This window comes from Thermotoga maritima MSB8, from assembly GCF_000008545.1.
In the GTDB taxonomy this organism is placed as follows: domain Bacteria; phylum Thermotogota; class Thermotogae; order Thermotogales; family Thermotogaceae; genus Thermotoga; species Thermotoga maritima.
In genome coordinates, this window is sequence record NC_000853.1 from 1,527,959 (window position 1) to 1,554,869 (window position 26,911).

Annotated in this window: 32 protein-coding genes and 1 tRNA gene; 22 read left to right on the forward strand and 11 right to left on the reverse strand. The window is 46.7% G+C overall.

Features of this window, described 5'->3' with window-relative positions; all coding sequences use genetic code 11:
• The 5 genes from TM_RS07780 to TM_RS07800 are packed head-to-tail and all read left to right on the forward strand — an operon-like array spanning window position 1 to window position 3,475.
• Window positions 1–279, forward strand: a complete 279-nt coding sequence (locus TM_RS07780; RefSeq protein WP_004081910.1) for a ferredoxin family protein — start codon at window positions 1–3, stop codon at window positions 277–279.
• A gap of 9 nt (window positions 280–288) precedes the next feature.
• Window positions 289–630, forward strand: coding sequence for a 50S ribosomal protein L31 (locus TM_RS07785; protein ID WP_004081912.1), 342 nt, complete (start codon window positions 289–291; stop codon window positions 628–630).
• A complete protein-coding gene (locus TM_RS07790) occupies window positions 596–1,495 on the forward strand; it encodes a polyprenyl synthetase family protein (RefSeq protein WP_004081914.1) in 900 nt (299 codons plus the stop codon). The genes TM_RS07785 and TM_RS07790 overlap by 35 nt, the downstream gene beginning before the upstream one ends.
• A 12-nt stretch (window positions 1,496–1,507) precedes the next feature.
• Window positions 1,508–2,092 carry a DUF981 family protein gene (locus TM_RS07795; protein ID WP_004081917.1) on the forward strand — a complete coding sequence of 195 codons (585 nt, stop codon included), beginning with the start codon at window positions 1,508–1,510 and terminating at the stop codon, window positions 2,090–2,092.
• Window positions 2,093–2,149: 57 nt separating this feature from the next.
• Window positions 2,150–3,475 (forward strand): B12-binding domain-containing radical SAM protein, encoded by a 1,326-nt coding sequence (locus TM_RS07800; protein WP_004081919.1) that lies wholly within the window; start codon window positions 2,150–2,152, stop codon window positions 3,473–3,475.
• On the opposite strand, the gene TM_RS07805 is transcribed toward TM_RS07800, so the two are convergent.
• The 10 genes from TM_RS07805 to recJ all read right to left on the reverse strand — a co-directional run bounded on the left by TM_RS07805 (window position 3,463) and on the right by recJ (window position 12,396).
• Window positions 3,463–3,732, reverse strand: a complete 270-nt coding sequence (locus tag TM_RS07805) for a rod-binding protein (protein ID WP_004081921.1) — start codon at window positions 3,730–3,732, stop codon at window positions 3,463–3,465. The two genes, TM_RS07800 and TM_RS07805, sit on opposite strands and share 13 nt — an antisense overlap.
• A gap of 10 nt (window positions 3,733–3,742) precedes the next feature.
• Window positions 3,743–4,738 (reverse strand): flagellar basal body P-ring protein FlgI, encoded by a 996-nt coding sequence (locus TM_RS07810; RefSeq protein ID WP_004081923.1) that lies wholly within the window; start codon window positions 4,736–4,738, stop codon window positions 3,743–3,745.
• Between the two features lie 10 nt (window positions 4,739–4,748).
• Window positions 4,749–5,348 (reverse strand): flagellar basal body L-ring protein FlgH, encoded by a 600-nt coding sequence (locus TM_RS07815; protein WP_004081924.1) that lies wholly within the window; start codon window positions 5,346–5,348, stop codon window positions 4,749–4,751.
• A complete protein-coding gene (gene flgA, locus TM_RS07820; protein WP_004081926.1) occupies window positions 5,345–6,205 on the reverse strand; it encodes a flagellar basal body P-ring formation chaperone FlgA in 861 nt (286 codons plus the stop codon). Before flgA ends, TM_RS07815 begins: the two co-directional genes overlap by 4 nt.
• A gap of 6 nt (window positions 6,206–6,211) precedes the next feature.
• Window positions 6,212–6,997: a flagellar basal-body rod protein FlgG gene (gene flgG, locus TM_RS07825; protein ID WP_004081929.1), complete on the reverse strand. Its 786-nt coding sequence runs from the start codon at window positions 6,995–6,997 to the stop codon at window positions 6,212–6,214.
• Between the two features lie 17 nt (window positions 6,998–7,014).
• Complete coding sequence (flgF, locus tag TM_RS07830; protein ID WP_004081931.1) at window positions 7,015–7,764, reverse strand: flagellar basal-body rod protein FlgF; 750 nt, start codon at window positions 7,762–7,764, stop codon at window positions 7,015–7,017.
• Window positions 7,765–7,768: 4 nt separating this feature from the next.
• Entirely contained in the window at window positions 7,769–8,779 is a 1,011-nt protein-coding gene (locus TM_RS07835) for a rod shape-determining protein (RefSeq protein ID WP_004081933.1), read from the reverse strand.
• A 66-nt stretch (window positions 8,780–8,845) separates the two neighbouring features.
• Window positions 8,846–8,921, reverse strand: a tRNA-Arg gene (locus TM_RS07840).
• Complete coding sequence (locus TM_RS07845) at window positions 8,912–9,532, reverse strand: RuvX/YqgF family protein (protein WP_004081934.1); 621 nt, start codon at window positions 9,530–9,532, stop codon at window positions 8,912–8,914. Before TM_RS07845 ends, TM_RS07840 begins: the two co-directional genes overlap by 10 nt.
• A complete protein-coding gene (gene recJ / locus TM_RS07850; protein WP_004081936.1) occupies window positions 9,529–12,396 on the reverse strand; it encodes a single-stranded-DNA-specific exonuclease RecJ in 2,868 nt (955 codons plus the stop codon). Before recJ ends, TM_RS07845 begins: the two co-directional genes overlap by 4 nt.
• Before the next feature lie 78 nt (window positions 12,397–12,474).
• On the opposite strand from recJ, the gene TM_RS07855 reads away from it, so the two are divergent.
• Genes TM_RS07855 through TM_RS07865 form a run of 3 tightly spaced genes read left to right on the forward strand, consistent with a single transcriptional unit; the run spans window position 12,475 to window position 16,554 of the window.
• Complete coding sequence (locus tag TM_RS07855; RefSeq protein ID WP_004081938.1) at window positions 12,475–13,887, forward strand: HD domain-containing protein; 1,413 nt, start codon at window positions 12,475–12,477, stop codon at window positions 13,885–13,887.
• Window positions 13,881–15,698: a polysaccharide biosynthesis protein gene (locus tag TM_RS07860; RefSeq protein WP_004081940.1), complete on the forward strand. Its 1,818-nt coding sequence runs from the start codon at window positions 13,881–13,883 to the stop codon at window positions 15,696–15,698. Before TM_RS07855 ends, TM_RS07860 begins: the two co-directional genes overlap by 7 nt.
• Window positions 15,679–16,554, forward strand: a complete 876-nt coding sequence (locus TM_RS07865; RefSeq protein WP_004081942.1) for a glycosyltransferase family 4 protein — start codon at window positions 15,679–15,681, stop codon at window positions 16,552–16,554. The genes TM_RS07860 and TM_RS07865 overlap by 20 nt, the downstream gene beginning before the upstream one ends.
• Here TM_RS07865 and TM_RS07870 read toward each other — a convergent pair.
• A complete protein-coding gene (locus tag TM_RS07870) occupies window positions 16,450–17,340 on the reverse strand; it encodes a DUF1385 domain-containing protein (RefSeq protein WP_004081944.1) in 891 nt (296 codons plus the stop codon). The genes TM_RS07865 and TM_RS07870 overlap by 105 nt on opposite strands.
• 76 nt (window positions 17,341–17,416) lie before the next feature.
• On the opposite strand from TM_RS07870, the gene amrA reads away from it, so the two are divergent.
• The 14 genes from amrA to TM_RS07940 are packed head-to-tail and all read left to right on the forward strand — an operon-like array spanning window position 17,417 to window position 26,846.
• Window positions 17,417–17,941, forward strand: a complete 525-nt coding sequence (gene amrA, locus TM_RS07875) for an AmmeMemoRadiSam system protein A (protein ID WP_004081947.1) — start codon at window positions 17,417–17,419, stop codon at window positions 17,939–17,941.
• 12 nt (window positions 17,942–17,953) lie between these two features.
• Entirely contained in the window at window positions 17,954–18,949 is a 996-nt protein-coding gene (gene amrS, locus TM_RS07880) for an AmmeMemoRadiSam system radical SAM enzyme (RefSeq protein WP_004081949.1), read from the forward strand.
• Window positions 18,916–19,965, forward strand: a complete 1,050-nt coding sequence (locus TM_RS07885; RefSeq protein ID WP_004081951.1) for an FAD:protein FMN transferase — start codon at window positions 18,916–18,918, stop codon at window positions 19,963–19,965. The genes amrS and TM_RS07885 overlap by 34 nt, the downstream gene beginning before the upstream one ends.
• 5 nt (window positions 19,966–19,970) lie before the next feature.
• Window positions 19,971–20,321 (forward strand): NusG domain II-containing protein, encoded by a 351-nt coding sequence (locus TM_RS07890; RefSeq protein WP_024103778.1) that lies wholly within the window; start codon window positions 19,971–19,973, stop codon window positions 20,319–20,321.
• Window positions 20,318–20,863 (forward strand): Gx transporter family protein, encoded by a 546-nt coding sequence (locus TM_RS07895; RefSeq protein WP_004081957.1) that lies wholly within the window; start codon window positions 20,318–20,320, stop codon window positions 20,861–20,863. Before TM_RS07890 ends, TM_RS07895 begins: the two co-directional genes overlap by 4 nt.
• Window positions 20,787–21,401, forward strand: coding sequence for a Maf family nucleotide pyrophosphatase (locus TM_RS07900; protein WP_010865361.1), 615 nt, complete (start codon window positions 20,787–20,789; stop codon window positions 21,399–21,401). Before TM_RS07895 ends, TM_RS07900 begins: the two co-directional genes overlap by 77 nt.
• On the forward strand, window positions 21,328–21,996 hold the full coding sequence (radC, locus tag TM_RS07905) for a RadC family protein (RefSeq protein ID WP_010865362.1): 669 nt from the start codon (window positions 21,328–21,330) through the stop codon (window positions 21,994–21,996). Before TM_RS07900 ends, radC begins: the two co-directional genes overlap by 74 nt.
• Window positions 21,993–22,541, forward strand: coding sequence for an HD domain-containing protein (locus TM_RS07910; protein ID WP_004081962.1), 549 nt, complete (start codon window positions 21,993–21,995; stop codon window positions 22,539–22,541). Before radC ends, TM_RS07910 begins: the two co-directional genes overlap by 4 nt.
• 11 nt (window positions 22,542–22,552) lie before the next feature.
• The gene (gene deoC / locus TM_RS07915) at window positions 22,553–23,299 is read left to right on the forward strand and encodes a deoxyribose-phosphate aldolase (RefSeq protein WP_004081965.1); all 747 of its coding nucleotides are present in this window, start codon (window positions 22,553–22,555) and stop codon (window positions 23,297–23,299) included.
• Window positions 23,289–23,897 carry a cyclodeaminase/cyclohydrolase family protein gene (locus TM_RS07920; RefSeq protein WP_004081967.1) on the forward strand — a complete coding sequence of 203 codons (609 nt, stop codon included), beginning with the start codon at window positions 23,289–23,291 and terminating at the stop codon, window positions 23,895–23,897. Before deoC ends, TM_RS07920 begins: the two co-directional genes overlap by 11 nt.
• Window positions 23,882–24,991 (forward strand): tRNA guanosine(34) transglycosylase Tgt, encoded by a 1,110-nt coding sequence (tgt, locus tag TM_RS07925; protein WP_004081969.1) that lies wholly within the window; start codon window positions 23,882–23,884, stop codon window positions 24,989–24,991. The genes TM_RS07920 and tgt overlap by 16 nt, the downstream gene beginning before the upstream one ends.
• Window positions 24,988–25,788, forward strand: a complete 801-nt coding sequence (locus TM_RS07930; protein ID WP_004081971.1) for a hypothetical protein — start codon at window positions 24,988–24,990, stop codon at window positions 25,786–25,788. Before tgt ends, TM_RS07930 begins: the two co-directional genes overlap by 4 nt.
• A 4-nt stretch (window positions 25,789–25,792) precedes the next feature.
• Window positions 25,793–26,599 carry a mechanosensitive ion channel family protein gene (locus tag TM_RS07935; protein ID WP_004081973.1) on the forward strand — a complete coding sequence of 269 codons (807 nt, stop codon included), beginning with the start codon at window positions 25,793–25,795 and terminating at the stop codon, window positions 26,597–26,599.
• Complete coding sequence (locus TM_RS07940) at window positions 26,574–26,846, forward strand: acylphosphatase (protein ID WP_004081975.1); 273 nt, start codon at window positions 26,574–26,576, stop codon at window positions 26,844–26,846. The genes TM_RS07935 and TM_RS07940 overlap by 26 nt, the downstream gene beginning before the upstream one ends.
• Window positions 26,847–26,911: the final 65 nt, after the last annotated feature.

A 26,911-nucleotide genomic window follows, 5' to 3' on the forward strand; every position in this document is an offset into this window, starting at 1 on the left:
GTGAGGATCGAAGATAAACTCTATTTGAACAGATACAGAACGGATGAGGAAAATCCGCATCTCAAAATAAAAGATGAAAGCATCTGTGCGGAAAAATGTTCCGATCGACCATGTGTGAGCTGTTGTCCTGCGGATGTGTACGAGTGGACGGAGAGTGGAATGGAGGTGAAATTCGAGGGGTGTCTCGAGTGTGGCACCTGTAGGATTGTTTGTCCCTTTGGAAACATAGAATGGAATTATCCAAGGGGAAATTACGGTGTGCTCTACAAATTCGGGTGAGGTGATTTTATGTATGTGAAGATCGACAGAAAGAAGCTTCCCTGTGTGGAGACTGAAGGAACGGTTCTGTGTACCACCTGTGGAAACAGTTACCAGATAGAACCCCGGCAAAAATTGCACTCCATCATAGTTACAACGTGTCCGCACTGTGGCCATCAGAACATAAACGTCGTGACAAACAGCGTAAAGTTCATAGAAGAGGTCTTATCCAAGATAGACAGGCTGAGGAAGGATCTGATGGAGCTGAAGAAGTCCCTTGAAATTGAGTTGCAGCAGAATGGCTTTGTCGACAACTATCCGGAGGTGTTCAAAGCAGATGACGAAAAACAAGCTGAACCAAAACTCCTATGAACTGGAAAAAGTCAAAGAACGCATCGAACAGATTCTTTCCCAATTCTTTCCAGAACAGATAATGAAGGATCTTCCGCTCTACGGAAAGATGTTGAGAGTGAGACTTTCGATACTTTCTTTCAAAAATAGAGGAGTAGAGATCGGTGAAGATGCGATATCTTCTCTTGCAGCTCTCGAACTCGTTCACCTTGCCTCACTCCTCCACGACGATGTGATCGATGGTGCTCGTTTTAGAAGGGGAAAAGAGACGATAAATTTCATGTACGGTGATAAAGCAGCGGTGGCAGCGGGGGATCTTGTACTTGTCAGTGCGTTCCATACGGTTGAAGAGATAGGAAATAACAAACTGAGAAGAGCTTTTTTGAATGTGATCGGGAAAATGTCGGAAGCGGAGCTGATCGAACAGCTGAGTCGATACAAACCGATTACAAAAGAAGAATATCTTCGCATAGTTGAGGGAAAGAGCGGTGCGCTTTTCGGTCTGGCGTTGCAGCTTCCCGCATTACTCGAGGGGGAACTCGGAGAAGATCTTTACAATCTGGGGGTCACCATTGGAACCATTTATCAGATGTTTGATGACATCATGGATTTTGCTGGAATGGAAAAGATTGGAAAAGACGGATTTCTCGATCTCAAAAACGGCGTCGCTTCTTTTCCATTGGTGACGGCGATGGAGAAGTTTCCAGAAGCCAGACAGATGTTTGAAAACCGTGATTGGAGTGGATTGATGTCATTTATGAGAGAAAAAGGGATTCTGAAAGAATGTGAAGAGACTCTGAAGGTTCTTGTGAAGAATGTGATAATAGAGAATTCATGGTTGAGAGATTTTGTGGATGGGATTTTTAAAATCAAAATCTCTTCATGAGGAGGTGTACATATGTTTGTTGATTACCTGACTGTGTTCATGGCAGATGTTGTTGCAGGGTTGGGCGTTCTCATCGCTTTCGTTCTCAAGGGTCTAAACGATTCTGAGAAGGCGAAGTCTTTTGCTCCAGCTTTTGCGGCGGTTGGACTTCTGGCGATCGCAACAGGACTCCACATGGTTCTGACCTGGCCGCTTCCCGGCAGCCACAACATAGCGTTCGGAGAACCTTTCCTTCTTTACGGTTTCGTCTTTCTCGCCGCGGCAATAGCTGTCGCGAAGGGATGGGATCTCATGCCAACGACGATCTTTGCGCTGTTTGCGGGAATATACGCGATCATAGTTGGAGGTTCCATCATGGGTTATGGTATGACAAAGCATCCATTCACTTCTGGTCTTGGATTCATCGCAGCGGGTCTTGTGGGTGTTCTGAGTCCTGTGGTGTGGAAACTCAGAGAAAACAAGGTCATAAGGTTCCTCGGTGTAGTGCTCCTTGCCCTGACACTTCTTCTCTGGTTTATCACCATGTACGGTTCCGTCACAGGACATATAAACCCGCAAGGTAGTTTCGGAAAATGGACTCCAATTCCGATGAGGTAAAAAAAAGGGGCTTCGGCCCCTTCTTTCTGTGTTAGAATACCCACAGAGGTGATTCTCATGAGAGTGCTCCTCATAAATCCCTACAGCGGTGGGTACTACTACAGACTAGGTGCCGTCTATCCTCCCCTCGGTCTCATGTACATTAGTTCCTCCCTCAAGAGAAAAGGACACAGCGTGGCTCTGATAGACATGAACGTGGAGAAATTCGATCTGGAAAGGTTCAATTTCAGAGATTACGATGTGGTGGGGATATCTGCCGATACTGTGCGGTTTCCCGTTGTGGAAAGGATCGCAAAGAAGGCTAAAGCGCAGAACGTAACGGTGGTGATGGGAGGCCCCCACGCGACAGCCTACTACCATGAGATCCTTCAGAAGGGACTCTGCGATTACGTCGTGCTCGGAGAAGGAGAAAGAGCCTTTTCAGATCTTGTAGAGAGCATAGCAAGCAATGAAAAATATCCTCTCATACCCGGTGTTGCCTACATGAAGGATGGAGAAGTAATAGCTTTGCCTTCTCGATTTTTGGAGAATCTGGACGATCTGCCGTTCCCCGATAGAGAGAAAGTCCATCTTTACAGAACGAAATTCGCGGGTGAGAGAGCGACGAGTCTGATCACCTCAAGGGGCTGTCCTTTCAACTGCGAGTTCTGCAGTGCTTCTCAGTTCATGGGAAGGAGAATCAGGTGGAGAAGCATCGAAAACGTGATAGATGAGCTGAAAATCTTGAAAAAGTTGGGATACGGATCTGTCATCTTCTTCGATGACAACTTCACGATAAATCCAAAAAGAGTCGTGAATCTGTGCGAGGAAATGATGAGGAAAGACCTTCGTTTCAAGTGGTGGGCGTTTTCGAGGGCTGATGAACTTCTGGGACGAGAAGATATGGTGGAAGCGATGTCGAAGGCCGGTTGTAGAATGCTTTTCATAGGTTTCGAGAGTGCGAACGATGAGGTGCTCGAGGAATACGGAAAGAATTTGAAATCAGATATAGCTTTCGACGTGATGAAGCTTTTGAAGAAGTACAAGGTAGACGTGTTTGCGAGCTTTGTGATTGGAGCGCTGAAGGACACGAGGAAAACCATAGAAAAAACCGTGAAATTCGCCAAAAAATTGAAAGCCTCCATCGTTCAGTTCTCCATTCTCACACCGTATCCCGGCACCGCCCTTTTCGAAAAACTGAAACACCTGATCTTTGAAAAAGACTGGAGAAAATTCGACGGGACGCACCTGGTTTTCAAGCATCCGAATTTCTCACCAAAGGAGCTGAGGAGACTCTTCATAAAGGCCTACTACGCCGTTTACACGTCACCGAGGCTGATATTCAGACGGGGCATACCGTTCCTTGTGCGTCTGCTCTTTTATAGAGAAGCCTATTTTCTCTGAGGAAGGCTGGAGATTTTCTTTCCACCGAGACTCTTCATGACCATGTCAGCCAGAGGGCTCTGCTCTGCGGCGTGTTTCGAGTACTCCTGAAGGAGCATTTCTTTGAACCACTTCTCGGCAGTTGTTTCAGGTACGAGATCGTACTTCGGAATCGACTCGTACATCTCCTTGAAGATTCTGTAGAAGAGATCACTCACGAATTCAATGCTCGCGTCCCGCAGATTCTTTATATTAGAAGAAACTCCGTAGACGAACACGCTTTTCACCTCACATGATTATGAGTTCTCCTGTAATGTATCCTGATTCATAGATCACCTGCAGAATGGCTATGATGTCCTGAGGAGTGGCACCCGCTGCTTTGAGAGCGCTGACGAGATTGGAGATCGTGGCATCTTTATCTCCTATTTTTCCCCCGGTCACACTTATCGTGAAGTTTCCGTAGGAGATCACAAAGTCAGATAGTTTCACATCCCCTCCGAACAGAACGGTTCCTGTTCTTTCGTTCACCACAATTCTTGCCGGAACGTCTGGCTGAACTTCTATCTCTTCAACAAGCGAAAGAAATGTGATGAGGTCATCCTGGAACGCACTGGGAACGGTCAATTTGATGGCGGATGGATCGATGGCCTTTGCGAGATCCATCTCGAACTTCTCGTTTATCGCCCTCGCCACCCTGGCTGCGGTGGTGATGTCCGGCTGTCTCAGAAGGATCGTCACACTGTCTCCATCGAGCATGTCAGATGGAATGTCCCTTTCCACGATGGCACCCTCTAGAAGATAGCCAACCACTCTATACCTCTTTTGAAGATTGGAAGAGAGCTTTACGTCTTCTCCTCCGATGATCACGGAACCCTGCGCTACGGCGTACACCTTTCCATCGGCACCGTAGAGAGGTGTCTGGAGGAGATATCCACCCGCGAGTGATTTCGCATCGGCTATGGAAGCGACCACACAGTCTATTCTCATGCCTTCTTTGGCAAAGGGAGGAATGTCTGCGAGAACCATCACAAGCGCTGTGTTCTTGGACTTCAGGTCGTTTTCCGAAACCTGAACGCCGAACTTTTTCATCATTTCGAGAAGAAGAGGAGAGTTCACGTTACCGGAATCTCCCGTTCCGTTGAGACCAACAACGAGCCCTATTCCGAAGAGCTGGTTGTCACGGGCACCTCTGAAGAACGCTATGTCTTTTATCCTTGTGGTCACAGAGAACGAAAAGGTTATCGTCAGAACGATGACCAGCAAAACGGCCAATCTCTTCTTCATGTTCATCACCTCATGTGAAGAGTCCTGCTAAGAACGCGAGTATCTTGTCGAAGAAACTCTCTTTTCCGGGTTCCTCGCTGAAAACGAGTTTCCCGTTCACCCATATCTCGGAATCTGCAAGCTTGGAGGAATCCACCTCGTTTCCTATCTCTATGTCGTCTGGCCTCACTTTTCCCTTCACAATGATTTCCTGATAGTCCTTGTCCACCTTTATCGTTTTTCTTCCCTCCACCACGAGGTTGCCGTAGGGATCGATGTCGACGACCACCGCCGAAATCTTCGCCACTACGGAAGACTGCACCTTTCCACCGCGCTGTCTCTCAGGAGAGTTGTTGTTTATAGGAATGAAGTTGTTGAGGTTGACACCTGCGGCTGCGTTCACAACGTTTCCCAAGATGTTCAAAAGGGTTTTCTGAATCTCGAGGCTTTCCCTCTCAGAAGACACGTTGTTGCTTTCCCGGATCACGATAGTGAGGATATCCCCAACCTTCGAGGCCTTCTTTATGGAAAGGAGGTTTTTGTACTCGGATTCGCCCGCGGAGTTCCAAATTGAGAAGGGGAAGATGCTTGTCGCGAAAACGATCAACAGCACGATTGATATCCTTCTCACTCTACCACCTCCAGAATTCTCAGCACGGGTCCTCTCTCAACTCTTCCAAAGACGTATTTTCTGCTCTCTACGTTCATCGCCCTCACCGTTTCACCGAGATAGCCGTTTTCCAGAACCTCAACGAACGTTGTTACCTTTATGCTGCCCATGTCCACGTAAGCTGGAACCACCTGGCCTTTCACCACGTCGGGGGGATCTTTCACCATGTCTGCCGTCAAAACAGTTCCTTCTTTCAGGTATCTCCTGGATATCTTTCCGACCACCTCTGAAACGTCGAAGAACGGCTCTCCATAGATCTCGAACACGTTTCTCTTTTCCAGTCTCACGTCTTCTTCCTTTATCACATCGCCCACATTTATATTTCTCTTCAGAACCACCACATTCCTTTCTTTGCGTAGCAACATGTTGAGGGTCACGTAAGTGTCTGGAAACCTCAGAAAGACGCTGAAGAGATTTTTCGAGATTTTCGTTACTCTGATCGTTTGAGGTTCAAATTTCTCCGGCAGAGTTCCAAAGGTCTTCACCACGAAGGCTTCGAAGTCTTTCGCTTCCGCTTTCTTTCCTATCTCTTCGAAAACAGCGTTTTTGAGACTGCTGTATCCTTCCACAGTTATTCTCACGTTTTCTGGGCCTGTGAAATCGTACTCCGGAAATTTTGTTCTGAGAAGATCTCTGGTTACAAGATATTCGAGCCCCGGCAGGAGAATCATCAGATTCTTTTCAGATTCTACTTTTTCGATCGTGATGTCATCTAAGAAAAGAACTCCTGGCGAAGCCAGGAGCGTTTCCTTCAACGTCAGAGTTTCAGAAAAGAGGAAGGAGGAGATGAGCACTATCAGAATCAAAAGGACCTTCATAACTCATCATCTCTTCACATTCGTGGCTGTTCTGAGCATCTCATCGGCTGTCTGGATAACTCGAGAATTGAATTCGTAGGCCCTCTGTGCTGTGATCATGTCCACCATTTCCCGCACCACATCAACGTTGGACTTCTCCAGAAAGCCCTGCTTTATAGCACCGAAGCCGTCCTGTCCTGGAACACCCTCGATGGGGTCTCCAGAGGCTGGAGTTGCGATATAGAGGTTGTCTCCTATGGATTTCAAACCAGATGGGTTCACGAATCTCACAAGGGTGATCGTTCCAAGTTCCTGTATCGTACCATCCTGGAGTTCGGCGGAGACGATTCCATCGGGAGAAACGTTTATCGAGACGGCGTTTTCAGGTATGGTGATTTCCGGTACCAGAAGAAGTCCGTTGGAAGTGACTATTCTTCCTTCACTGTCCATCTTGAAGCTTCCGTCTCTTGTATAAGCGATTCTACCGTCCTGAAGCTGGATCTGGAAAAATCCGTCTCCGGCTATCGCAAGATCAAGCGCGTTTCCCGTTTGCTCGAAATTACCCAAGGTGAAAATGCGCGTCGTCGCTGCCGTTCTCACCCCGTGACCCACGTAGAGTCCTGTTGGAAGAGATGACGTCGCGGCGGTTGGAGTTCCAGCGTTCTTCACGTACTGATAGAGAAGGTCCTGGAACTCTGCCCTCACTTTTTTGTAGCCTGTTGTGTCCACATTGGCGAGGTTGTTCGCTATGGTATCGAGTTTGAACTGCTGTGCTGACATCCCCGTTGCCGCAGAGTAAAGCGATATCATCATTGCTCAACACCTCCGGTTCATTTCAGACTGGCGAGTGAATTGATCAGCTTTCCGTTTAGTTCGTCGTTCACTGTCACTGCTCTCTGCGATAACTCGTAGTGTCTCATCGCTGAGATCATATCCACCATGGCTTTCAGGGCATCCACATTTGATTTTTCTACGTATCCCTGCATAATCCTAAAGTTCTCCGAAGGTGATGGATTCTCGCCTGTGAAGAGTGTGTTTCCAAATTTTTCTGGGTTTTCCAGATTGTACACACCGATCCTGGTGACAATGTTTCCATATGCGTCTCTCACGTAGCCCTCTTCGTCCACGGTGAAATCATCGAAGAATCTGACTCTTTCACCGTTTTCATCGAGGAGATAGCCTCCGTAATTCGTAACGATGTATCCCTCGCTGTTCACAGTGAATTCCCCGTTTCTTGTGTAGTACTCTCCTCCGTTGAATTCTATTCTGAAGAATCCTTCTCCATTTATCGCGAGGTGGTAAGGAACGTCTGTTTCCTCAACAGGACCCTGGGAGAGATCTGTTCTGACCTCGTCGAGAACGGTAGCGTACTCCAGAGGACCGATCGGCACTTTTTTCGTTCTGCTCTCCACCGGGTTTGGCTCCTGCCTGAACACCTCTCGTCTCAGGTAGGCCCTGAAGGCTTCCCGGTCCTGTTTGTAGCCTGCAGTGTCAACGTTTGCCAGATCGTTGGCGATTCTATCGAGTTTAGCCATGTCGACAAGCATTCCCATCGCGGCGTTGTATATGCCCCTCGTCATAACATCACCTCGAATAGGTTTCACACACGGTTTTCAGGAGCTTCTCATCTTCGAGGAGAATCCCCGTTCCTCTTGCGACGCAGGTTATGGGATCGTCTGCCACGATCGTCTTCACGTGTATCTCATCGTATATGGTTCTGTCCAGTCCTCTGAGCAGTGCACCTCCACCGGTCAGACGAATGCCGTTGTTTATGATGTCGGCAGAGAGTTCTGGTGGTGTTCTTTCCAAGACATTCTTGAGCTTTGTAAGAAGCGCAAAAATGATGGGTTCGATCGCTTCTCTCACGTCTTCCGAGCTCACGCGGTCTGTTCTCGGAAGACCCGTCACCACATCTCTTCCCTTTATTTCTATTTCGTAGTTTTCGAAAGCGGGATGTGTTTTTCCTATTCTTTTCTTGATCTCTTCAGCGGTGGATTCTCCGATAATGAGACCGTATTTTTTCCTTATGAACTTCACGATGGCCTCGTCCATCGCGTCTCCGGCCATTCTAACAGACTCTCCCACCACCGTGCCGCCGAGACTGATGACCGCTATGTCCGTGGTTCCTCCTCCGATATCCACCACCATGTTTCCCTCTGAAGCCATCACATCTATTCCGGCACCTATCGCGGCTGCGATCGGTTCAGAAACGATGTGAACCCTTCTAGCACCAGCGTTCAAACCGGCTTCGAACACCGCTCTTTTTTCTACCTCTGTTATTTTCGTGGGAACACCTATGATGAGAGAAGGTTTCACGAAGCTGAACCTTCCTATGATTTTCTTCAGAAAGTTTCTTATTATCGCTTCGATCATTCTGTAGTCCGCTATCACACCGTCTTTCATGGGTCTTATCGCTTTGAGGCCTTCTGGAGTTTTACCGAGCATCTTCTTCGCTTCTTCTCCTATGGCGACGATTTCCCCGGTTTTTTCTGAGATCGCAACGACAGAAGGTTCGTGCAGAACAATTCCTTCTCCTCTCTTGTAAACGATTATGGATGCTGTTCCAAGATCTATTCCGATGTCACCTCTTGGCATTTTAAAACCTCCTCGTCATGATATTTCTTCTTCAAAATGTGCTTTTCCTAAGAATTAAAAAAAATCTGGTGTGCCTGGCGGGACTCGAACCCGCAACCTCTGGATCCGGAGTCCAGCGCTCTATCCGTTGAGCTACAGGCACACCAGCCTACCGTTTTCTTTCAGGTATTTCTTCAACTCTTCGCAGTTTTTTCCAGAAATGATCAGGTCGTACTTCTTTTCCCAAAGTTCTCTTCCAACGAAGTATCCATTTTTACTGTAGAAATAAGCAAGAACCGGATTTTTCGTGACCACATCAACTTCTCTTGCTTCGATGTTCAAAGAAGGATCTGGGAACTCGTACAGGAGAACTTCTCCATCGACTTTTTCCAAAGCCAAATCGACTTTTTTTCTTGGATCTGTGACTTTTTCACATACCGAGGAATTCTCGAAGAAAGACTGAAAAATCAGAGCGGCGCTCACGGCGTCATCTCTCTTCGAGATTCTTTCTCCTATTTTCGTGGTGAGTCTTTCGTCACAGAGATATGTTTCGTACTCTTTTGAAAATTTGAAGGCAACCGCGACTGTTTTGAACGTCTGCTGGGTGTATTTTCCACTCATTGAAAGAGGCAATCCAAAGATTATTTTATCAGGTTTCAGCTTTCTGATGAATTCCTTCAGGTTTTTTGTGGGTATCACAAGACTTTTTTGAGGAAGAATTTCTCCAAATGCGACTCCACACTTCCTTTCTCCGTAATCCACAGCGACTATCACTTTACCACCGTATCCTTGAAAAAGTTGAATATCCACTTCAGATCCTTTGAAAGAACGGAAACCGTCCTTTCGAACTGGGCTATTTCGAGCTCTCTCTCAAGCAATCTCCAAGGTATCCTTTCATCTTCCGAAAAACTCCATCTATCGAAGTTGAACCCGGATTCTTCCAGAAGGTCCAGGTAAATCTTTCTCAGAGTGGCGCTGCTCAGATCGTACTCGCTCTCCAAAATCTTCTCCAGTTTTTCTTTGTCTTTCAGATTCATCGCTGTGATCGCTATTTCTTTTAGTTTTTCACGATCTGGAAACAGCTTGTTGAGCTCGTATCGACGCTTTTCAATGTCGGAGGAAGAGTAGCAGAGGTTAACCACCGATTTTCTTCTCAAAAGATCCACTATTTCGTAAATGCTGAGCGGGAAGTCGTAAAAGAAGATATCGCCTTTTATGTGGGTCGGAAGCCCATCGGTGTTGCTTGTGATGATCGCTTTTCGAGCAGAACCACTTTCCATCAAGCCGATTGCCTTTATTTTCTTTTCCATGTCCATGCTTGTGTAGTAAACGATTGCATCTTTGCCAATCTTCCGATAAAGATCTGGTATGAGTTTTTTCTCAGAAACAACCACCGCGAAACTGTGAGCGTCCACAAGAGAACCTAAGTCGAAAGAATTTCTCTGATCGGAGAACAGAAATTCCTCAGGTTCGCCGGTTCTCAGCTCAACGACATCGTATTTTTCCTTTTTCAGAAACTCTTCCAACCCTGGGTGTTCCATCGAGGCAACGAAGATGAATTTTCCCGGGTGTTTGTCGACTATGTCTAGGAAGCTTTTGACCAGTTCGCTGTCGCGATGCGCCAGAAAATCTTGGAACTCGTTCACCACAAAGACATCAAACTCATCCAGACGGTGTTTTTTCAGAAAACCAGCAAGGGTGAAGAGAACAATATCGCTTTCTTCTTCCTTAGAAAAGGTGGAATTTACAAATCCCAAGTTTCTGGAGGTGTAGTACCTCGAAAGGCACCCCAGAATGTTTTGAGTCGTAGCGTTCGTTAAAGAAACGATCGCCAGTTTTCCCCGAAGCTCTTCCTTTATGGAAAGCAGAAGCTTTGTTTTTGATGGGTAAGGTACCTTTATCAGTGTTCTTTCTTCCTTAGATCTACTCAGTATATGACTCACTTCTCTGTTTTTTACAGAGAAAACAGGTTTCACATCCAACGAGATGAGATAGTAAGAAACTCCATTTCCCATGGGGCGCAGATTCACCACAACGTCTCCTCTGGTGGGAGTTACTGGTAATGTAGAAAGAGAACTCGAAAGGTTCTTGAAATTGTATCCCACAACTTCCAGGTTCTTTTCACCGTTTTTCAGGTGAAGGAACACGTTGCTGCCGTCTTCTCCAAAGAAATGGATCTTTTCTACCAGGACGTCTTTGAAGAGAAGAACAGGTTCCGGATTTCCCTGGCCGAAGGGCATGAGTTTTTTTATGTCTTCAATGAAGCGATCATCGATATCTTCCATTCTGACCTCAGCATCAACGATTACCTTCTCTTCTCGTTCTTCCAGAGAAATGTTTCTGATGTAATCCCTGAACGGTTCCAGTTGGTCTCTTTTCAAGGAGAAGCCAACCGCCGAGGAATGACCTCCTATCTCCTCGAATATTTTGAGAATATCTTCGTTGAAAATGTTCATTATGTCATAACCGTTGTAGCTCCTTATGGAACCTTTCGCTATCTTTTCGTCCAGAGAGACGACTGCAACGGGTTTTTCATAACGATTTGCCAGTTTGGCAGCGACTATGCCGATGACTCCCACGTGCCAGTTTTCTTTTGCAACGACTATGACGGGATCTTTCCACAGGTCGTTTGTCTCGATTATTTCAATTGCTTCTTTGTATATCGCCCATTCTGTTTTCCTTCTGATACTGTTCAGCTCCATCAATCTATCCACAACACTGTCCGCTTTCGCTGGATCGTTCATTATCAGTAAATTGAAGGCGTCGTTGGCACTCCCCATACGGCCCGCGGCGTTGAGACGAGGAGCTATTTTGTAACTTATATCGTGCGATGTGAGATTTCTCAGTCCGAGTCTTTCCAGAAGCCTCTTTAAACCTACACGTTTTGTGTTCGCAAGTAACTCTATTCCCTTTTTCACGAAGTATCTGTTTTCGTCGAGGAGGGTGACCATATCGGCGACCGTTCCAAGAGCTACCAGCTCCAAAAATCTCTCGGGATGGGGATAATTGGTCGCTTCAGAAAGAGCCTGGACGAGTTTGTAAGTTACACCGACACCTGCAAGATCTCTGAATGGGTAGTTCTCTCCAGGTACTTTTGGGTTCACAATGGCATCGGCGGGGGGAAGATCGCCGTTCACCTCGTGGTGGTCCGTGACGATCACTTTCATTCCGAATTTTTTCGCGAGAGCAACTGAATCCAGCGCGGTTATTCCGCAGTCAACCGTTACAAGACAGGAGACGTTGTTTTCTTTAAAGGTCGAGATGTTTTCTGGCTGGATACCGTATCCTTCTTCGATACGGTGGGGAATATAAACATCAACACGCCAGCCGTTCTCCTCGAGGAATTCCTTCAACATAACGGTTGAAGTTATACCATCCACATCGTAGTCTCCGTGGATCAGAACGAGTTCGTTCTTGGATCGGGCTTCAAGCAGGGTTTCAACCGCTTTCTCCATATCGTTGAAGAGGAAGGGATCGTGCTGGTGGGATTCATTGACGAACAGAAAAGCCTCTACCGCTTCCCTGGTAGTGAAGCCTCTGTTTACGAGTATTCTCGATGCAATTTCATTGAGACCAAAATACTGAGAAATCTCTGACACAGCCTTTTCATCAGGCTGTGAAAGTTCCCACTTTTTCATCCTCCGCTTCTCCTTTTCTTTTTTAGTAATTTTACCATATTTTCGAGTGATACAATTTAACAGAAGGGTGGTGATAGCGTGTTTAAAAAGGTTTCAAGGGATCCTGTGCATTCGGAAATATATCTCTATCCACTGGAAATACTAGCCACCGATACGAAAGTGGTTCAGAGGCTTCGCTTTCTTTCGCAGTTGGCAGGGGCGACCGTCGTGTATCCCGGCGCGACTCACACACGCTTTGCACACTCATTGGGAACCATGCACGTTGCCGGATTGTACGCGAGGAATCTTTTCAAAGAAAGCGATCGAATAAGGATAGTGCGTCTTGCCGCTTTGCTGCACGATGTTGGACACGGTCCGTTCAGTCACCAGTTCGACGATGTGGTTTTCAAAAGATACGGTTACGAGGACGGTCACGATGAGTTCAGAAACAGACTAATAACGGAAAAGCTTCCAGAAGAGATGATGAGGGTTTTCAACTCATACAACGAAAGATTGAAACAAGCAGTAATCGAAGATATAAGAGAATCGGTGGGAGAGGTTTCCCTGGAAGACGCCTTTCAGGAGATAGCAAAAAGAGTAGTTGAGGTATACAGAGGAGAGGAAACGGGGAGTGTGGATTTCAACATCATCCAGGGACCGCTGGGAGCCGACAGGCTCGATTTTCTGCTGAGGGACTCTTACTACAGCGGAGTGGGGCATTTTGCTCCGATGAACGTGGACAGGGTGCTGAGGAATTCCCTTGTCAAAGAGGTAGATGGAAAAGAGATACTCTGTTACCACGTGAAGGTGGTTGACAACATATATTCGATACTGTTCAGCCGATTCATGATGTACAAAAATGTGTATTTCCACAAAACGTCCCGTGCTGCCGATCTCATGATTCAGGAGATACTCTTGAGGGCCTGTGAGATTCTCGATTTGGAAGAGCGCTTGAAAGATCTCGACGAATTCCTCGAATTGACAGATTATTCCATTCTCAGAGAACTCGAACTGAAGGGGGACAGTGAAACGAAGAAACTCGTGGAGCGGTTCAAAAATCGCGATCTGTGGAAGATGGTGGTTGAGCGTCCTTTCTCCGCTGAAGGGTTTGATCCATCTGAACTCAGTCTATCCGCAGCCAGAAACTTGATCGATAAGATCGTCGAAAACATAGACCGTGTGTTGTCCAGTGTTAACGTAGAGGATTCAGACAAAAGCATTCTCGAAGAGATTCGCGATAACAAAGAGAAATTCTTCAGGATCGACACACCGTACAAACTCACCATCTTTCATCCCGATGAATTCCTCCAGAACAACGTCTTCCTTTACGACCCCAAACATGATGAGATTCTCACGGTGGACGAGTACGTGAAGAAATACCCCGCGTACAGATTGATGGTGAGCAACATGATTCAGATCGTGAGGGTGTACGTGACAGAGGATGTACGTGAGGTACTTTTCAAGTACGGAGTTATACCAGAAGACGGGAGAAGGGTGATCACAAGATGGTAAGAAAGGCGCTCCTTTTTGTAATCGACGTGGCTCTGACGTACTTTGCAGGTGTGGTGGCGCTCTTTTCGAGGTTTGGTTTTGACTTTCAGGAAATGAGCCGTTATGACGAGTCCGTGATCGTATACACTGTTATCTCAGCCGTTGTCTACATTCTGAACGGAAACTATTCCATCGTGTGGGAATACGCTAATGCCAGAGACTTTCTCATTCTCATAAGAGGAAGCGTTATCTCCTATCTTTCCAACCTCGCGTTTTTTTATGTTTACAGGGGAATAGTTCTTCCCAGATCCGTGGGCTTTGCTGTCTTTCTTGGATCGATGGTTCTTCTCGTACTGAGCAGGATCACATGGCAGTGGATGATTGTGAACGGAAGAGGTAAAGTCCCAGGGGAAAAGAGAATACTGATCATAGGAGCAGGAGATGCGGGAGTCTCTATTCTCGAAGAATTTGAGAAACACCCCCATTTAGGAAAAATAGTGGCCTTCGTGGACGATTCTCCCAGAAAGATCGGTCGAAAGGTGAGGGGAGTTCCGGTTTTTGGACCAATAGAGAAAACAATGGAATTCGTGGAGAAAATGAACGTGGACGAAATCGTGATAGCTATACCTTCAGCTTCCAGAGCTGAGATGGAACGAATTCTCAAAAGCATCGATTTGAAAAAGGTCAGAGTAAAGACCCTCCCCAGTGTGAGAGAGCTGATAGAAGGACGTGTCAGGATCTCCCATCTGAAGGAAATATCCATAGAAGATCTTCTGGGTCGCGAAGAAGTGAAGGTGGATTTTCATGAAATAGGAAAATTCTTGAAAGGGAAGAAAATTCTTGTGACCGGAGCAGGAGGCAGTATCGGTTCTGAGCTTTGCAAGCAAATAGCCAGGATGAATCCAGCGGAGATCTTTCTTCTGGGCCACGGAGAAACCAGTATATATCTCATAAACGAGTTTCTCACCGAACACTTTCCGGAGGTGAAGAAAAAAAGGATCATAGCGGATGTTGCCGACAGAAAGATAATGGAACACTGGTTGACCCAGCTGAGGCCGGACGTGATCTTCCACGTGGCAGCGCACAAGCACGTTCCTTTGATGGAGGAAAATCCGCTTGAGGCTTTCAGAGTGAACGTTCTGGGAACGATGAATCTCGTGGAACTCTCCGAAAGGCTCGGTGTTAAGTATTTTGTTTTCATCTCGACAGACAAAGCGGTGAATCCCACTTCTGTGATGGGCCTCACCAAGAGGATAGCGGAACTCTACATCCTTTCGAGAGAAAAAAACAGCACGAATTTCTCGATCGTGAGGTTTGGAAACGTTCTTGGAAGCAGGGGAAGCGTAGTGGAAAAATTTCGCCGTCAGATAGAAAAAGGTGGGCCTGTAACGGTGACGGATCCACGAATGAAGCGCTACTTCATGTCCATACCTGAGGCCGTCTCCCTCATTCTCCAGTCCCTTCTCTTCTCTTCCGGAAAGGATCTCTTCATTCTCGACATGGGAGAGCAGATACCCATCCTGAAGCTTGCGGAAACCATGATCATGCTTTCTGGATACACCCCTTACCAGGACATAAAGATAGTTTTCACCGGAATCAGGCCGGGGGAGAAGATGTACGAAGAGTTGCTCTACCCTTACGAGGTGAAAGAGTTGACTCCACACTCGAAAATCTTCAGAGTGAAGACATCCGTTCTTCCAGGGAAAGAGAGCGTAGAACAGGCAATCAACAGAATGAAAGAAGCCTTCGAAAACAGCGACGTAAAAGGACTTCTCACCGAAATGAAAAAATTAGTCCCGGAGGCACAAATAAATGTGGGAAGCGATAATTAGTTTCTTCCTGACTTCGGTGCTGTCTGTTTTTGCGAAGAAGACGGAATTTCTCGATCGTCCTGACTCCAGAAAATCCCACGGGAGAGCGGTTCCGCCGGTCGGTGGTGTTTCCATATTCCTGACGCTTCTCATCTTCGAAAGAGACAATCCCTTTTTTCTCTTTTCGATTCCCCTGTTTCTTCTTGGACTTCTGGATGATCTTTTCGACCTCTCCTACAGAATCAAACTCGCTGTGACCGCTCTGGTTGCTGTCTGGTTCTCCACCGCTGTGACCATAGAGGTCAGTATCTTTGGAGCGAGGATACATCCTGTCTTTTTCGTGATCTGGTTTGTCGGTATGGTTAACGCGTTCAACGTAGTCGATGGATTGGACGGCCTTTTGAGCGGAATATCTCTATTTTCTTCGCTCATGATTGGAGAAAGGTCTCTTGCGTTTTCGATAATCGGTTTTCTTCCATGGAACCTCCCAGACGCAAAGGTTTTTCTGGGGAACAGTGGTTCGTTTCTTCTTGGAGCTTACCTCTCCACGGCATCGGTGGTTTTCTTCGAGGGAGATCTCGGATACGCCACGCTTTTCCTTGGATTTCCGTTCTATGAGATCGTGTTCAGTTTTGTGAGAAGATTGGTTGTAAAGAAAAACCCGTTCTCTCCGGATGAGAAACATACTCACCACGTGTTTTCCAGAAAGATAGGAAAATGGAAAACACTTTTGATTCTCGTTTCCTTTTCACTGATGTTCAATCTTCTTGGACTATCCCAGAAGTTCTACTTCATCTTCCTTTACGTTGTCCTCTGTTGTGTCCTTCTCTTCACCTACTGCGTACTTCAGCGCGGTAATGGCAACCTCAAGCTGTGAATCATCTGGTTTTGCCGTGGTCAGGTATTGAAGAAGGTACCCTGGAAGATAGAGAAGCTTCACCAGTCCCTTTCCATTGAAAAAGGCTATGACTTTCAGGAGTTCGTAAGAAATCCCCGCTGCGAAGGGAAGAAGGACGAGCCTTGAAACGATCCTCGTCCAGGTGTTCATCTCCACAACGACACCGACCAGGCTGAGAAGAAGGATGGCCACTATTAAAAAGATCATCAAAAAGTTGGTCCCGCATCTTGGATGTATTGTCGAATATTTTCTCACATTTTCCGGTGTGAGTTCCTCTCCATGTTCGTAAGCGTGAATTGTCATATGTTCCGCACCGTGGTACTGAAACACGCGTTTTACATCCTTGAACAGTGAGATGATCCAGACGTAGAGGAGAAAGAGTCCAACCCTTATGAATCCTTCAACAAGCGAATAGAGAAACTCTCCTTTTTTCGTCACCAGGAAATTGGTCAGAAAAATAGGTACTACCACAAAAAGACCAACGGCAAGTCCAACAGCTGTGATGAGAGAAAAGAATTTCTCGCTTTCCTTCAGTTTTTCACCGGAAGAGATTTCGGAGGAAAGATTGAGGGCTTTTATTCCAAAGTAGAGAGAAACAAAAAGCGAATAAAAACCTCTCAAGAAAGGTATCTTCGCCCAACCTGGAAACTTTACTTTCCCGAGTTCCCTGACTTCGATGTTCCCATCTGGATTTCTGACAGCAAGGGAAACCTTTCTTGCGATCATAAGCACTCCTTCTATTACCGCTTGACCACCTGCTTTCACGTTCTATCCTCTCCTTTCTCGATCTCTCAAATTCTATGATACAACAGGTGCTATAATTGTTACAGGTGGTGGGAACATGATAGGCGAGCATCCTTACGTGAAATGGGCAATAAGGGTCATAGAGAATTACGTGAGATATGGAAAAGTGATCGAACCCGATGAAAGTGTTCCTGAAGAGCTCTTCAAAAGAAGAGCAGGGGCTTTTGTGACTCTTCACAAAACGGACGGTTCTCTGAGGGGCTGTATAGGAACCTATCTTCCCACAAAGCCGAATCTCGCTCTTGAGATAAGAGATAACGCCATCGCGGCTGCCACTCAGGACCCAAGGTTTCCTCCGGTCTCGCCCGATGAACTCGACGATATCGTTGTGCACGTGGACATTCTCAGTCCTCCTGAACCGGTGAGGGATATCTCCGAGCTCGACCCGAAAAAATACGGTGTGATAGTAGTTAAGGGCTGGAGGAGAGGGCTCCTTCTTCCTGACATAGAAGGTGTGGATACGGTCGAAGAACAGCTCAGAATAGCGAAGCTGAAAGCCGGAATCCCTGAGTGGGACGACGATGTGGAGATTTACAGGTTCACAGTTGAACGCTACAAATGAGGAGGATGGGACATGGAAAGGATGGCTTTGCACTTTGAAATTCTTGAGAATGGAAAAGTTAAGTGCCTTCTGTGTCCGCATGAATGTGTGCTTGATAACGGACAAATTGGGTTGTGCGGTGTGAGAAAGAACAAAAACGGCTCTCTGGTGAGTCTGAACTACGGTGAAGTAACAGCAATCGCTATGGATCCCATAGAAAAGAAACCGCTTTTCCACTTCAATCCTGGTGAGCAGATATTCTCTGTGGGAACTTTCGGCTGTAATTTCAAGTGCGGTTTCTGTCAGAACTGGGAGATTTCGCAAGCAAAGCCAGAAACCAAAAGAGTCACTCCAGAACAGCTTGTCAAGATAGCCCAGATGAACAGAAACTCAAAAGGAATCGCTTTCACATACAACGAGCCTCTTGTCTGGTACGAGTTCGTTCTCGACACGTCTCGTGTGGCTGTGAGAGAAGGTATGTACTGCGTTCTTGTGACCAACGGTTTTATAAACGAAGAACCTCTGGAACTCCTCTTTCAGTCCGTGCATGCGATGAACATAGATCTCAAGGGATTCAACAGAGATTTCTACAGGGAGATCGGGGGAGATTTGGACGTGGTCCTCAGAAACATAGAGAAGGTTTACAACGCAGGAATTCACGTTGAGCTCACCACGCTGATAATTCCGGGAAAGAACGACGACAAAGAAGACCTGAGGAGAGAATTCGAGTGGATCGCTGATCTGGACAAAGACATCCCTCTTCATATAAGCCGCTACTTTCCAAATTACAAGTACACCATACCTCCAACGCCGATAGAAGAGCTCATCGAGATATACGAGATGGCCAGAGAGTATTTAAATTTCGTCTACCTCGGTAACGTGTGGGACGAAAGATACGAGAGCACTTTCTGCCCGGATTGCGGAAATCTTGTGATCAGAAGACAGGGATATGAAGTGGAAAAAGTGGGACTGGATGAAGAAGGGAAGTGCACAAAATGTGGCCGTCAGATAGCAACGATCATCGGGTAACCAGAAGAAACGTCATCATCTTTTCTTCACTTCTTCTAGGTTCTCTTGCGATTCTCTTGGCTTTACTCCTCATCCGAACGAAAGATCAGTATTATGAGCTCAGAGATTTCGCTCTCGGAACGAGTGTGAGGATAGTCGTTTCCTCTCAGAAGATAAATCCCAGAACGATCGCAGAAGCCATTCTGGAAGACATGAAGAGGATTACCTACAAGTTTTCTTTCACGGATGAAAGAAGTGTTGTGAAAAAGATAAACGATCATCCCAACGAATGGGTCGAGGTGGACGAAGAGACTTACAGTTTGATCAAAGCGGCCTGCGCGTTCGCAGAGCTCACAGATGGAGCGTTTGATCCGACAGTAGGAAGGCTTCTCGAACTCTGGGGGTTTACCGGGAACTACGAAAATCTCAGGGTACCTTCTCGGGAAGAGATCGAAGAGGCTCTGAAGCATACCGGGTATAAAAACGTTCTCTTCGACGATAAGAACATGAGAGTGATGGTTAAAAACGGTGTGAAGATCGATCTTGGTGGTATAGCGAAGGGATACGCCCTCGACAGGGCCAGACAGATAGCACTCTCTTTTGATGAGAACGCAACGGGGTTTGTCGAAGCAGGTGGAGATGTTCGTATCATCGGGCCAAAGTTCGGAAAGTATCCGTGGGTGATAGGAGTAAAAGATCCCAGGGGAGACGATGTGATAGATTACATCTATCTGAAATCTGGAGCGGTTGCGACTTCCGGTGATTACGAAAGATATTTCGTTGTGGACGGTGTCAGGTATCATCATATTCTCGATCCTTCAACAGGGTATCCTGCTCGTGGTGTGTGGAGCGTAACGATCATAGCCGAAGATGCCACCACAGCCGACGCACTCTCCACAGCGGGCTTTGTGATGGCCGGAAAAGACTGGAGAAAAGTGGTGCTCGATTTTCCAAATATGGGAGCTCATCTGCTGATAGTTCTTGAAGGAGGAGCGATCGAAAGGTCTGAGACCTTCAAGCTGTTCGAAAGAGAGTGAAAAAGGTGAGGAGCTTCTTCAGAAAAAAAGATGTGATGCTGATCATTTTGATCTTTGTTGTCCTTATCTTTTCAATACTCGCTTCGGAGAAAAAAGGAAGCAAAGTTGTGGTTCAAGGAAGAGATTTCAGAAAGATTCTGTCGAAACCAGGAACGTACGACATAACAGAGAACGGAAGATTCCTCATGAAGGTGGAATTCGATGGAAACAGGGTCAGAGTCGTCGAGTCAACCTGTCCTTTGAAACTGTGCGTGAAAACGGGATGGGTTGGTCCAGGAGGGACCATCATCTGTGTGCCAAACGAGGTGATAATATTCTTCGAAGAAAAGACAGATTACGATACCGTGACCTGGTGAGGAGAATCACATTTCTTTCTGTTTTGACGGCTCTTTCTTCTACTTTTTATGTCCTGGAAAATCTACTTCCTTTTCCGGTGCCGTTTGGAAGATGGGGATTCTCCAACTCGGTAGTCCTCATGATAGCTTCGGAAATTGGTTTTGGAGATGCTCTGATCGTCGCATCTGCAAAGAGCATTTTGGGTGCTCTCTTTTCCGGCAGGTTTCTTTCTCCATCTTTTCTAACTGGATTCTTCGGTGCCGTTTCCGCTTCCCTGGTGGAATCGTTTCTGGCCCGGTTCGATTTTGGTTACTTGAGCTTGAGTGCAATGGGATCTTTTGTGAACAACCTTGTTCAGCTCATCGTCATATCTTTTCTGGTTGGAAGCACGAAGACCTTCTTACTCTTTCCTTTGATGGTGATACTCGGTCTTGTTTCGGGAACAGTCAACGCCTTCCTGGCAAGCAGGATGGGAGGGATAGTGTTTGAGAATTATTCTCGCTTCTTCTTCGCCCAGAAGAAGGCAACTGATGGAGTTGCTGGGGATAGAGTTCGAAGTTGAAAAGCCTGATGTTGAAGAGGAGTTTCTTGAAAGTCCCGAAGAGACCGTTAGAGAACTCTCGTTGAGAAAAGCGGAGTGGGTGTTCAAAAAGAGGAAGGAAGAGGAAATACTCGTCATTGGATCCGATACGGTGGTGGTTTTGGATGGTAACATACTGGGAAAGCCGGAGTCTCTGGAAGAAGCGAAAGGTATGCTGAAGAAGCTTTCTGGAAAATGGCACGTGGTTTACACGGGGGTGGCGTTCGTCTCCAGTGAAACAAAAGACGTGATCGTTTCTTCAACGAAGGTCAGGTTCAGAGAACTTCCAGAGAGTGTGATCGATTACTACGTTGAGAAATACAGACCTCTCGACAAAGCGGGGGCTTATGGGATACAGGATTTCGCGGCCGTCTTCGTTGAAAAAATAGAAGGAGATTTCTTTACTGTGGTGGGATTTCCTCTTGGAATGGTCTGGCAGTACCTCTATGAAAAGGGATGGTGGAAGGTTGCTTCCAAGAGAGAGGATGATAAAGGCGGGGCCAGAGTCGCTTTCGGTTGAAGAACTCGTCGCCATAGTGTTGAGAACTGGAAAGAAGGGAAAACACGTTCTCGAACTTTCAAAGGATCTTCTTGAAAGGTTTGACGGCTCGTTGATAAAACTCTCGAACGCAAGTCTCGAGGAGATAGCTTCGGTCGAAGGGGTCGGTATGGTCAAGGCCATCACCTTGAAAGCTGCTCTGGAGCTTGGAAAAAGACTTCACAGAGAACTGGAAAGGATACCGGAGAAGCTGGACTCTTCCGTGAAAGTTTACAAATACTGCCAGGAAATGGTGTATCTTGAGAGGGAAATTGTGAAGGTGATCTGTCTCGATACGAAGCTCAACGTTATAGGAGAAAACACACTCACTGTTGGAACTTCTGACAGGAGTTTGATACATCCGCGGGACGTGTTTCGGACGGCTATCAGGGCTAATGCATCTGGAGTGATCGTCGTTCACAACCATCCTTCTGGTGATCCCACTCCCAGCAAAGAAGATCGTTTGATCACGGAAAGATTGAAACAAGCAGGAGAAATCCTTGGGGTGAGTCTTGTGGATCACGTCATTGTATCGAGACGAGGATATTTCAGCTTCAGGGAGGAGGGAGAACTTTGATCAGCAGGGAAAGGGCAATGGAGCTGTTGAAAACCCACGTTAAAACGAAAAATCTTGTGAAGCACTGTCTTGCAGCGGAAGCTGTTATGAGAGCTCTCGCGAGGGAATTCAACGAGGACGAAGAAAAATGGGGTCTTGCCGGACTTCTTCACGATCTGGATTACGACTACACCAAAGATAAACCCGAGGAACATGGCTTGAAGACCCTGGAAATCCTGAAAGATGAGGACGTACCCGAAGACGTTCTCAACGCTATTCTGGCCCACTGCGAAAAGAAAACTCCAGAAACTTTGATGGAGAAGGCTTTGTATGCGGTGGATCCAACCACTGGTTTTATAGTGGCGGCCGCACTGATCAGACCAGAGAAGAAACTGGATGTTATCGATGTGGATTTTCTGCTGAGGAGATTCAAGGAAAAGGCCTTTGCGAAGGGAGCGAGCAGGGAACAGATGAGAACCTGTGAAAACTTTGGGCTCTCGCTTGAGAAATTCTTAGAAATTTCTCTCGAGGCGATGAAAACGATCGCTTCTGAACTCGGTTTGTGAGGTGATTTCTCATGATAGAGTACAGGATTGAGGAGGCAGTAGCGAAGTACAGAGAGTTCTACGAATTCAAGCCCGTCAGAGAAAGCGCAGGTATTGAAGATGTGAAAAGTGCTATAGAGCACACGAATCTGAAACCGTTTGCCACACCAGACGATATAAAAAAACTCTGTCTTGAAGCAAGGGAAAATCGTTTCCATGGAGTCTGTGTGAATCCGTGTTATGTGAAACTGGCTCGTGAAGAACTCGAAGGAACCGATGTGAAAGTCGTCACCGTTGTTGGTTTTCCACTGGGAGCGAACGAAACTCGGACGAAAGCCCATGAGGCGATTTTCGCTGTTGAGAGTGGAGCCGATGAGATCGATATGGTCATCAACGTTGGCATGCTCAAGGCAAAGGAGTGGGAGTACGTTTACGAGGATATAAGAAGTGTTGTCGAATCGGTGAAAGGAAAAGTTGTGAAGGTGATCATCGAAACGTGCTATCTGGATACGGAAGAGAAGATAGCGGCGTGTGTCATTTCCAAACTTGCTGGAGCTCATTTCGTGAAGACTTCCACGGGATTTGGAACAGGAGGGGCGACCGCAGAAGACGTTCATCTCATGAAATGGATCGTGGGAGATGAGATGGGTGTAAAAGCTTCCGGAGGGATCAGAACCTTCGAGGACGCTGTTAAAATGATCATGTACGGTGCTGATAGAATAGGAACGAGTTCGGGAGTTAAGATCGTTCAGGGGGGAGAAGAGAGATATGGAGGTTGAACGCCTTTCGCTCAAAGAATTCTGCGATATGGTTGCAGAGAGAAAGCCAACTCCTGGTGGGGGAGCGGTTGGATCAGTCGTGGGAGCCATGGCATGTGCCCTCGCTGAAATGGTTGCGAATTTCACCAGGAAGAAAAAGGGTTACGAAGATGTGGAACCGGAGATGGAGAGGATAGTTGAGGCAATGGAAGAAGCGAGACTGAAACTCTTCGATCTTGCAAAGAAAGACATGGAAGCCTTTGAAAAGGTCATGAAAGCTTACAAATCCTCTGAAGGAGAGCTTCAGAATGCTCTGAAGGAAGCTGCTTCTGTACCGATGGACGTGATAAGGGTGATGAAAGACCTCGCACACGAGCTCGAGAAGCTCGCCGAATTTGGAAACAAGAATCTGGCATCGGACACGTTGAACGCCGCAGATCTCTGCCACGCGGTCTTTCAGGTTGAGAAGGTGAACGTTCTGATCAATTTGAAAGAGATTTCAGACGAGACTTTCAGGAAAAACATGCTGGAAGAGCTCGAAGAACAGGAAGCACAGATTGAAGGCTGTTATCAAAGGGTGAAGAAGATGCTGGAGGGAATCGTGTGGAGTTCGAAGTGAAAAAAACTTTCGGAAAAGCAAGACTGGGTGTCATGAAGCTTCACCACGGAGCTGTTGAAACTCCTGTTTTCATGCCGGTTGGAACCAACGCGAGCGTGAAGCTTCTCACTCCCAGAGATCTGGAAGAAGCAGGAGCGGAGATAATTCTTTCGAACACGTTTCATCTCATGTTGAAACCCGGTGTGGAGATCATAAAGCTTCACAGGGGACTTCACAACTTCATGGGATGGAAAAGACCGATACTCACCGACAGCGGAGGTTTTCAAGTTTTCAGCCTTCCAAAGATCAGGATAGACGATGAAGGTGTGGTCTTCAGATCTCCTATTGACGGTTCGAAAGTTTTCCTGAATCCAGAGATATCCATGGAGGTTCAGATCGCTCTGGGATCGGATATCTGCATGGTCTTCGATCACTGTCCTGTACCCGATGCCGATTACGAAGAGGTGAAAGAGGCAACAGAGAGAACCTATCGATGGGCTCTGAGATCTAAAAAGGCTTTCAAAACGGAGAATCAAGCACTCTTTGGAATCGTTCAGGGAGGGATCTACCCGGATCTGCGGAGAGAAAGCGCTCTTCAGCTTACATCGATTGGATTCGATGGATACGCCATAGGAGGATTGAGCATAGGTGAAGAAAGATCCCTCACTCTTGAAATGACCGAAGTCACGGTGGAGTTTCTTCCGGAAGATAAACCCCGTTACTTCATGGGAGGAGGGTCTCCAGAACTCATACTCGAGCTCGTTGATCGAGGAGTGGATATGTTCGACAGCGTCTTCCCAACCAGGATAGCAAGGCACGGAACTGCGCTCACCTGGAATGGGAAACTCAACCTCAAGGCCTCTTACAACAAGCGGTCCCTCGAACCGGTGGACGAAAGGTGCGGGTGTTATACCTGCAAGAATTTCACGCGGTCTTACATCCATCACCTCTTCGATCGAGGAGAAGTCCTTGGGCAGATACTCCTCACGATTCACAACATCAACTTCATGATCTCTCTAATGAAGGAAGTAAGGCGTTCTATAGAGAGTGGAACCTTCAAGGAACTGAAAAGCAAAGTGGTAGAAGTCTATTCTTCAGGGGGTGTGAATGTATGAAGAAGGTCTTTCTTTTGATTCTTGTGATTTCAACACTGGCGGTAGCTTCCCAGCTCGAGATTTTTTCCTCTTCTGGTGAGTGGGCTTTCTTCGAAAATCCCGCACGACTTCTTTCCATGAACAAACAGGGAGTCATGGGTTCGTATCAGGTGTTTTCTGGTGAGGGTGAATCTCTGGGAACGTTCTTGGTCGGGCTCTTCCAGACTCCCGCACCGAACATCGCAGGAGTGTTGTATTTGAAAAGAAGTACTCTAACGGAATCCAGCTACAGAACCACGATCGAATACGATGCGGCCTTTTCGCCAGAAGAGAGCTTGAATGTCGGAGCCGGTGTTTCTTTCACCATGGATCAGGAAGAAAGAAAAGAGATCGATCTCCACGGGGGTGTCTCTGGTTACTTGTTCAAAGATGTTGGTTTTGGTGTCAGCGTTCGGGATTTCACTCTCTGGAGTCAGAAAGGAACTTACATGGGAGGAACTTATCTTTTGAAGCTTTTCTACGATTCTTCCAGGAAAAACAGATTCTCCTACTCTCTGGTGTTCGACCAAGAAGTGCTGGAAAACAGGATAGACTTCACGATCGGATCGGAACAAAAAGCGGGTCTGGGAGTTTCGGTGCTGAGCAACACCAAAACGAAAGAAAACACCGTAAAAATCTCTCTTGGTTTCTACGCAACTGTGAACAACGTCTCTGTGGGCTTTGGCACGTTCATCATCAGTTCACCCGTGAGCAGTGACCCATTCTCGGAGTACTACTACACTCAGGGAACAGGCATCAAATTCGCTGTGAGGTGGTGAGAACTTGCTCGCCAAACTGATCCTCACGGCGGTAACGGTTGTTGTTTCTTATCTGGTTTTCAAATGGTTGTTCAAGCTCATCGAAAAGAGTGTGGAAAAGCTCGGAAAAGAACTTCAAATGAGAAACACCATCAGATTCTTCCTGGGATTGATCATCTCTGTGATCGCGGTGATGATAATTCTCGACATCTGGGATTTAAGTCTTGCACCACTTCTCGCTGGAGTGGGTATCGGAGGTCTTGTCATAGGTCTTGCTCTTCAGGAACCGCTGGCCAATTTCTTCTCAGGGTTGTTCCTTCTAGTGTCTCGGGCTGTCAAGGAAGGAGAGGCTCTGGAGGCCGGTGGAGTCTCCGGAACCGTTGAAGTGGTGAATTTGAATCATACCGTGATCAGGACCTGGGATGGTCGAAGAGTGATGATACCGAACAAAGCCGTCTGGAACGACAAGATAATACATTTCTGGCCTTCGAACGTTAGAAGACAGGAAATAGTGGTGGGAGTTCCTTACTCAGCTGATTTAAGGAAAGTGGTGGAGATCTTCCAGAAGGCGCTGGAAGACGAAGAGACCGTTGAAAAAGATCCAGCACCAGCTATTGTTTTCTCCGCGTTCAACAGTTCTTCCATAGACTTCATTATCAGATTCTGGGTCAACCGTGATAACTTCTTCGAAGGTGTGAAGAGATTGGCTTTCAGAATAAAGGATTATCTGGAAAAAGAGGGAATCTACATACCTTTCCCACAACTCGACGTGCATTTTGACGAAGAATTCATAAGGGTGTGGAAACATGAAGGCTCTGAAAATAAGAGTTGAGGGGATCGTTCAAGGAGTGGGCTTTCGATATTTCACAAGAAGAGTTGCGAAATCTCTTGGTGTGAAGGGTTACGTGATGAACATGGATGATGGGTCTGTTTTCATACACGCCGAAGGTGATGAAAATGCCCTTCGGCGTTTTTTGAATGAGGTAGCGAAAGGCCCACCTGCGGCGGTTGTGACGAACGTGAGTGTGGAAGAAACTACGCCTGAAGGATACGAGGACTTCACGATCAAGTATTATTAAAAACATGTGTAGTTTAGTAGGTGGATTAAGTTAAACCACCTATTCATTGAAAATAAATTGTAACA

Bases quoted from the DNA above. Each gene is read 5' to 3' on its own strand.
- TM_RS07835 (WP_004081933.1), bottom strand. From the start codon at position 8,779: ATGCCAAGAGGTGACATCGGAATAGATCTTGGAACAGCATCCATAATC.
- TM_RS07930 (WP_004081971.1), top strand. From the start codon at position 24,988: ATGAAGAAGGTCTTTCTTTTGATTCTTGTGATTTCAACACTGGCGGTA.
- TM_RS07795 (WP_004081917.1), top strand. From the start codon at position 1,508: ATGTTTGTTGATTACCTGACTGTGTTCATGGCAGATGTTGTTGCAGGG.
- TM_RS07865 (WP_004081942.1), top strand. From the start codon at position 15,679: ATGTGGGAAGCGATAATTAGTTTCTTCCTGACTTCGGTGCTGTCTGTT.
- TM_RS07885 (WP_004081951.1), top strand. From the start codon at position 18,916: ATGTGGCCGTCAGATAGCAACGATCATCGGGTAACCAGAAGAAACGTC.
- radC (WP_010865362.1), top strand. From the start codon at position 21,328: ATGAAAAGGGATGGTGGAAGGTTGCTTCCAAGAGAGAGGATGATAAAG.
- flgF (WP_004081931.1), bottom strand. From the start codon at position 7,764: ATGACGAGGGGCATATACAACGCCGCGATGGGAATGCTTGTCGACATG.
- flgA (WP_004081926.1), bottom strand. From the start codon at position 6,205: ATGAAGGTCCTTTTGATTCTGATAGTGCTCATCTCCTCCTTCCTCTTT.
- flgG (WP_004081929.1), bottom strand. From the start codon at position 6,997: ATGATGATATCGCTTTACTCTGCGGCAACGGGGATGTCAGCACAGCAG.
- amrS (WP_004081949.1), top strand. From the start codon at position 17,954: ATGGAAAGGATGGCTTTGCACTTTGAAATTCTTGAGAATGGAAAAGTT.
- TM_RS07800 (WP_004081919.1), top strand. From the start codon at position 2,150: ATGAGAGTGCTCCTCATAAATCCCTACAGCGGTGGGTACTACTACAGA.
- TM_RS07940 (WP_004081975.1), top strand. From the start codon at position 26,574: ATGAAGGCTCTGAAAATAAGAGTTGAGGGGATCGTTCAAGGAGTGGGC.
- TM_RS07785 (WP_004081912.1), top strand. From the start codon at position 289: ATGTATGTGAAGATCGACAGAAAGAAGCTTCCCTGTGTGGAGACTGAA.
- deoC (WP_004081965.1), top strand. From the start codon at position 22,553: ATGATAGAGTACAGGATTGAGGAGGCAGTAGCGAAGTACAGAGAGTTC.
- recJ (WP_004081936.1), bottom strand. From the start codon at position 12,396: ATGAAAAAGTGGGAACTTTCACAGCCTGATGAAAAGGCTGTGTCAGAG.
- amrA (WP_004081947.1), top strand. From the start codon at position 17,417: ATGATAGGCGAGCATCCTTACGTGAAATGGGCAATAAGGGTCATAGAG.
- TM_RS07810 (WP_004081923.1), bottom strand. From the start codon at position 4,738: ATGAAGAAGAGATTGGCCGTTTTGCTGGTCATCGTTCTGACGATAACC.
- TM_RS07790 (WP_004081914.1), top strand. From the start codon at position 596: ATGACGAAAAACAAGCTGAACCAAAACTCCTATGAACTGGAAAAAGTC.
- TM_RS07860 (WP_004081940.1), top strand. From the start codon at position 13,881: ATGGTAAGAAAGGCGCTCCTTTTTGTAATCGACGTGGCTCTGACGTAC.
- TM_RS07920 (WP_004081967.1), top strand. From the start codon at position 23,289: ATGGAGGTTGAACGCCTTTCGCTCAAAGAATTCTGCGATATGGTTGCA.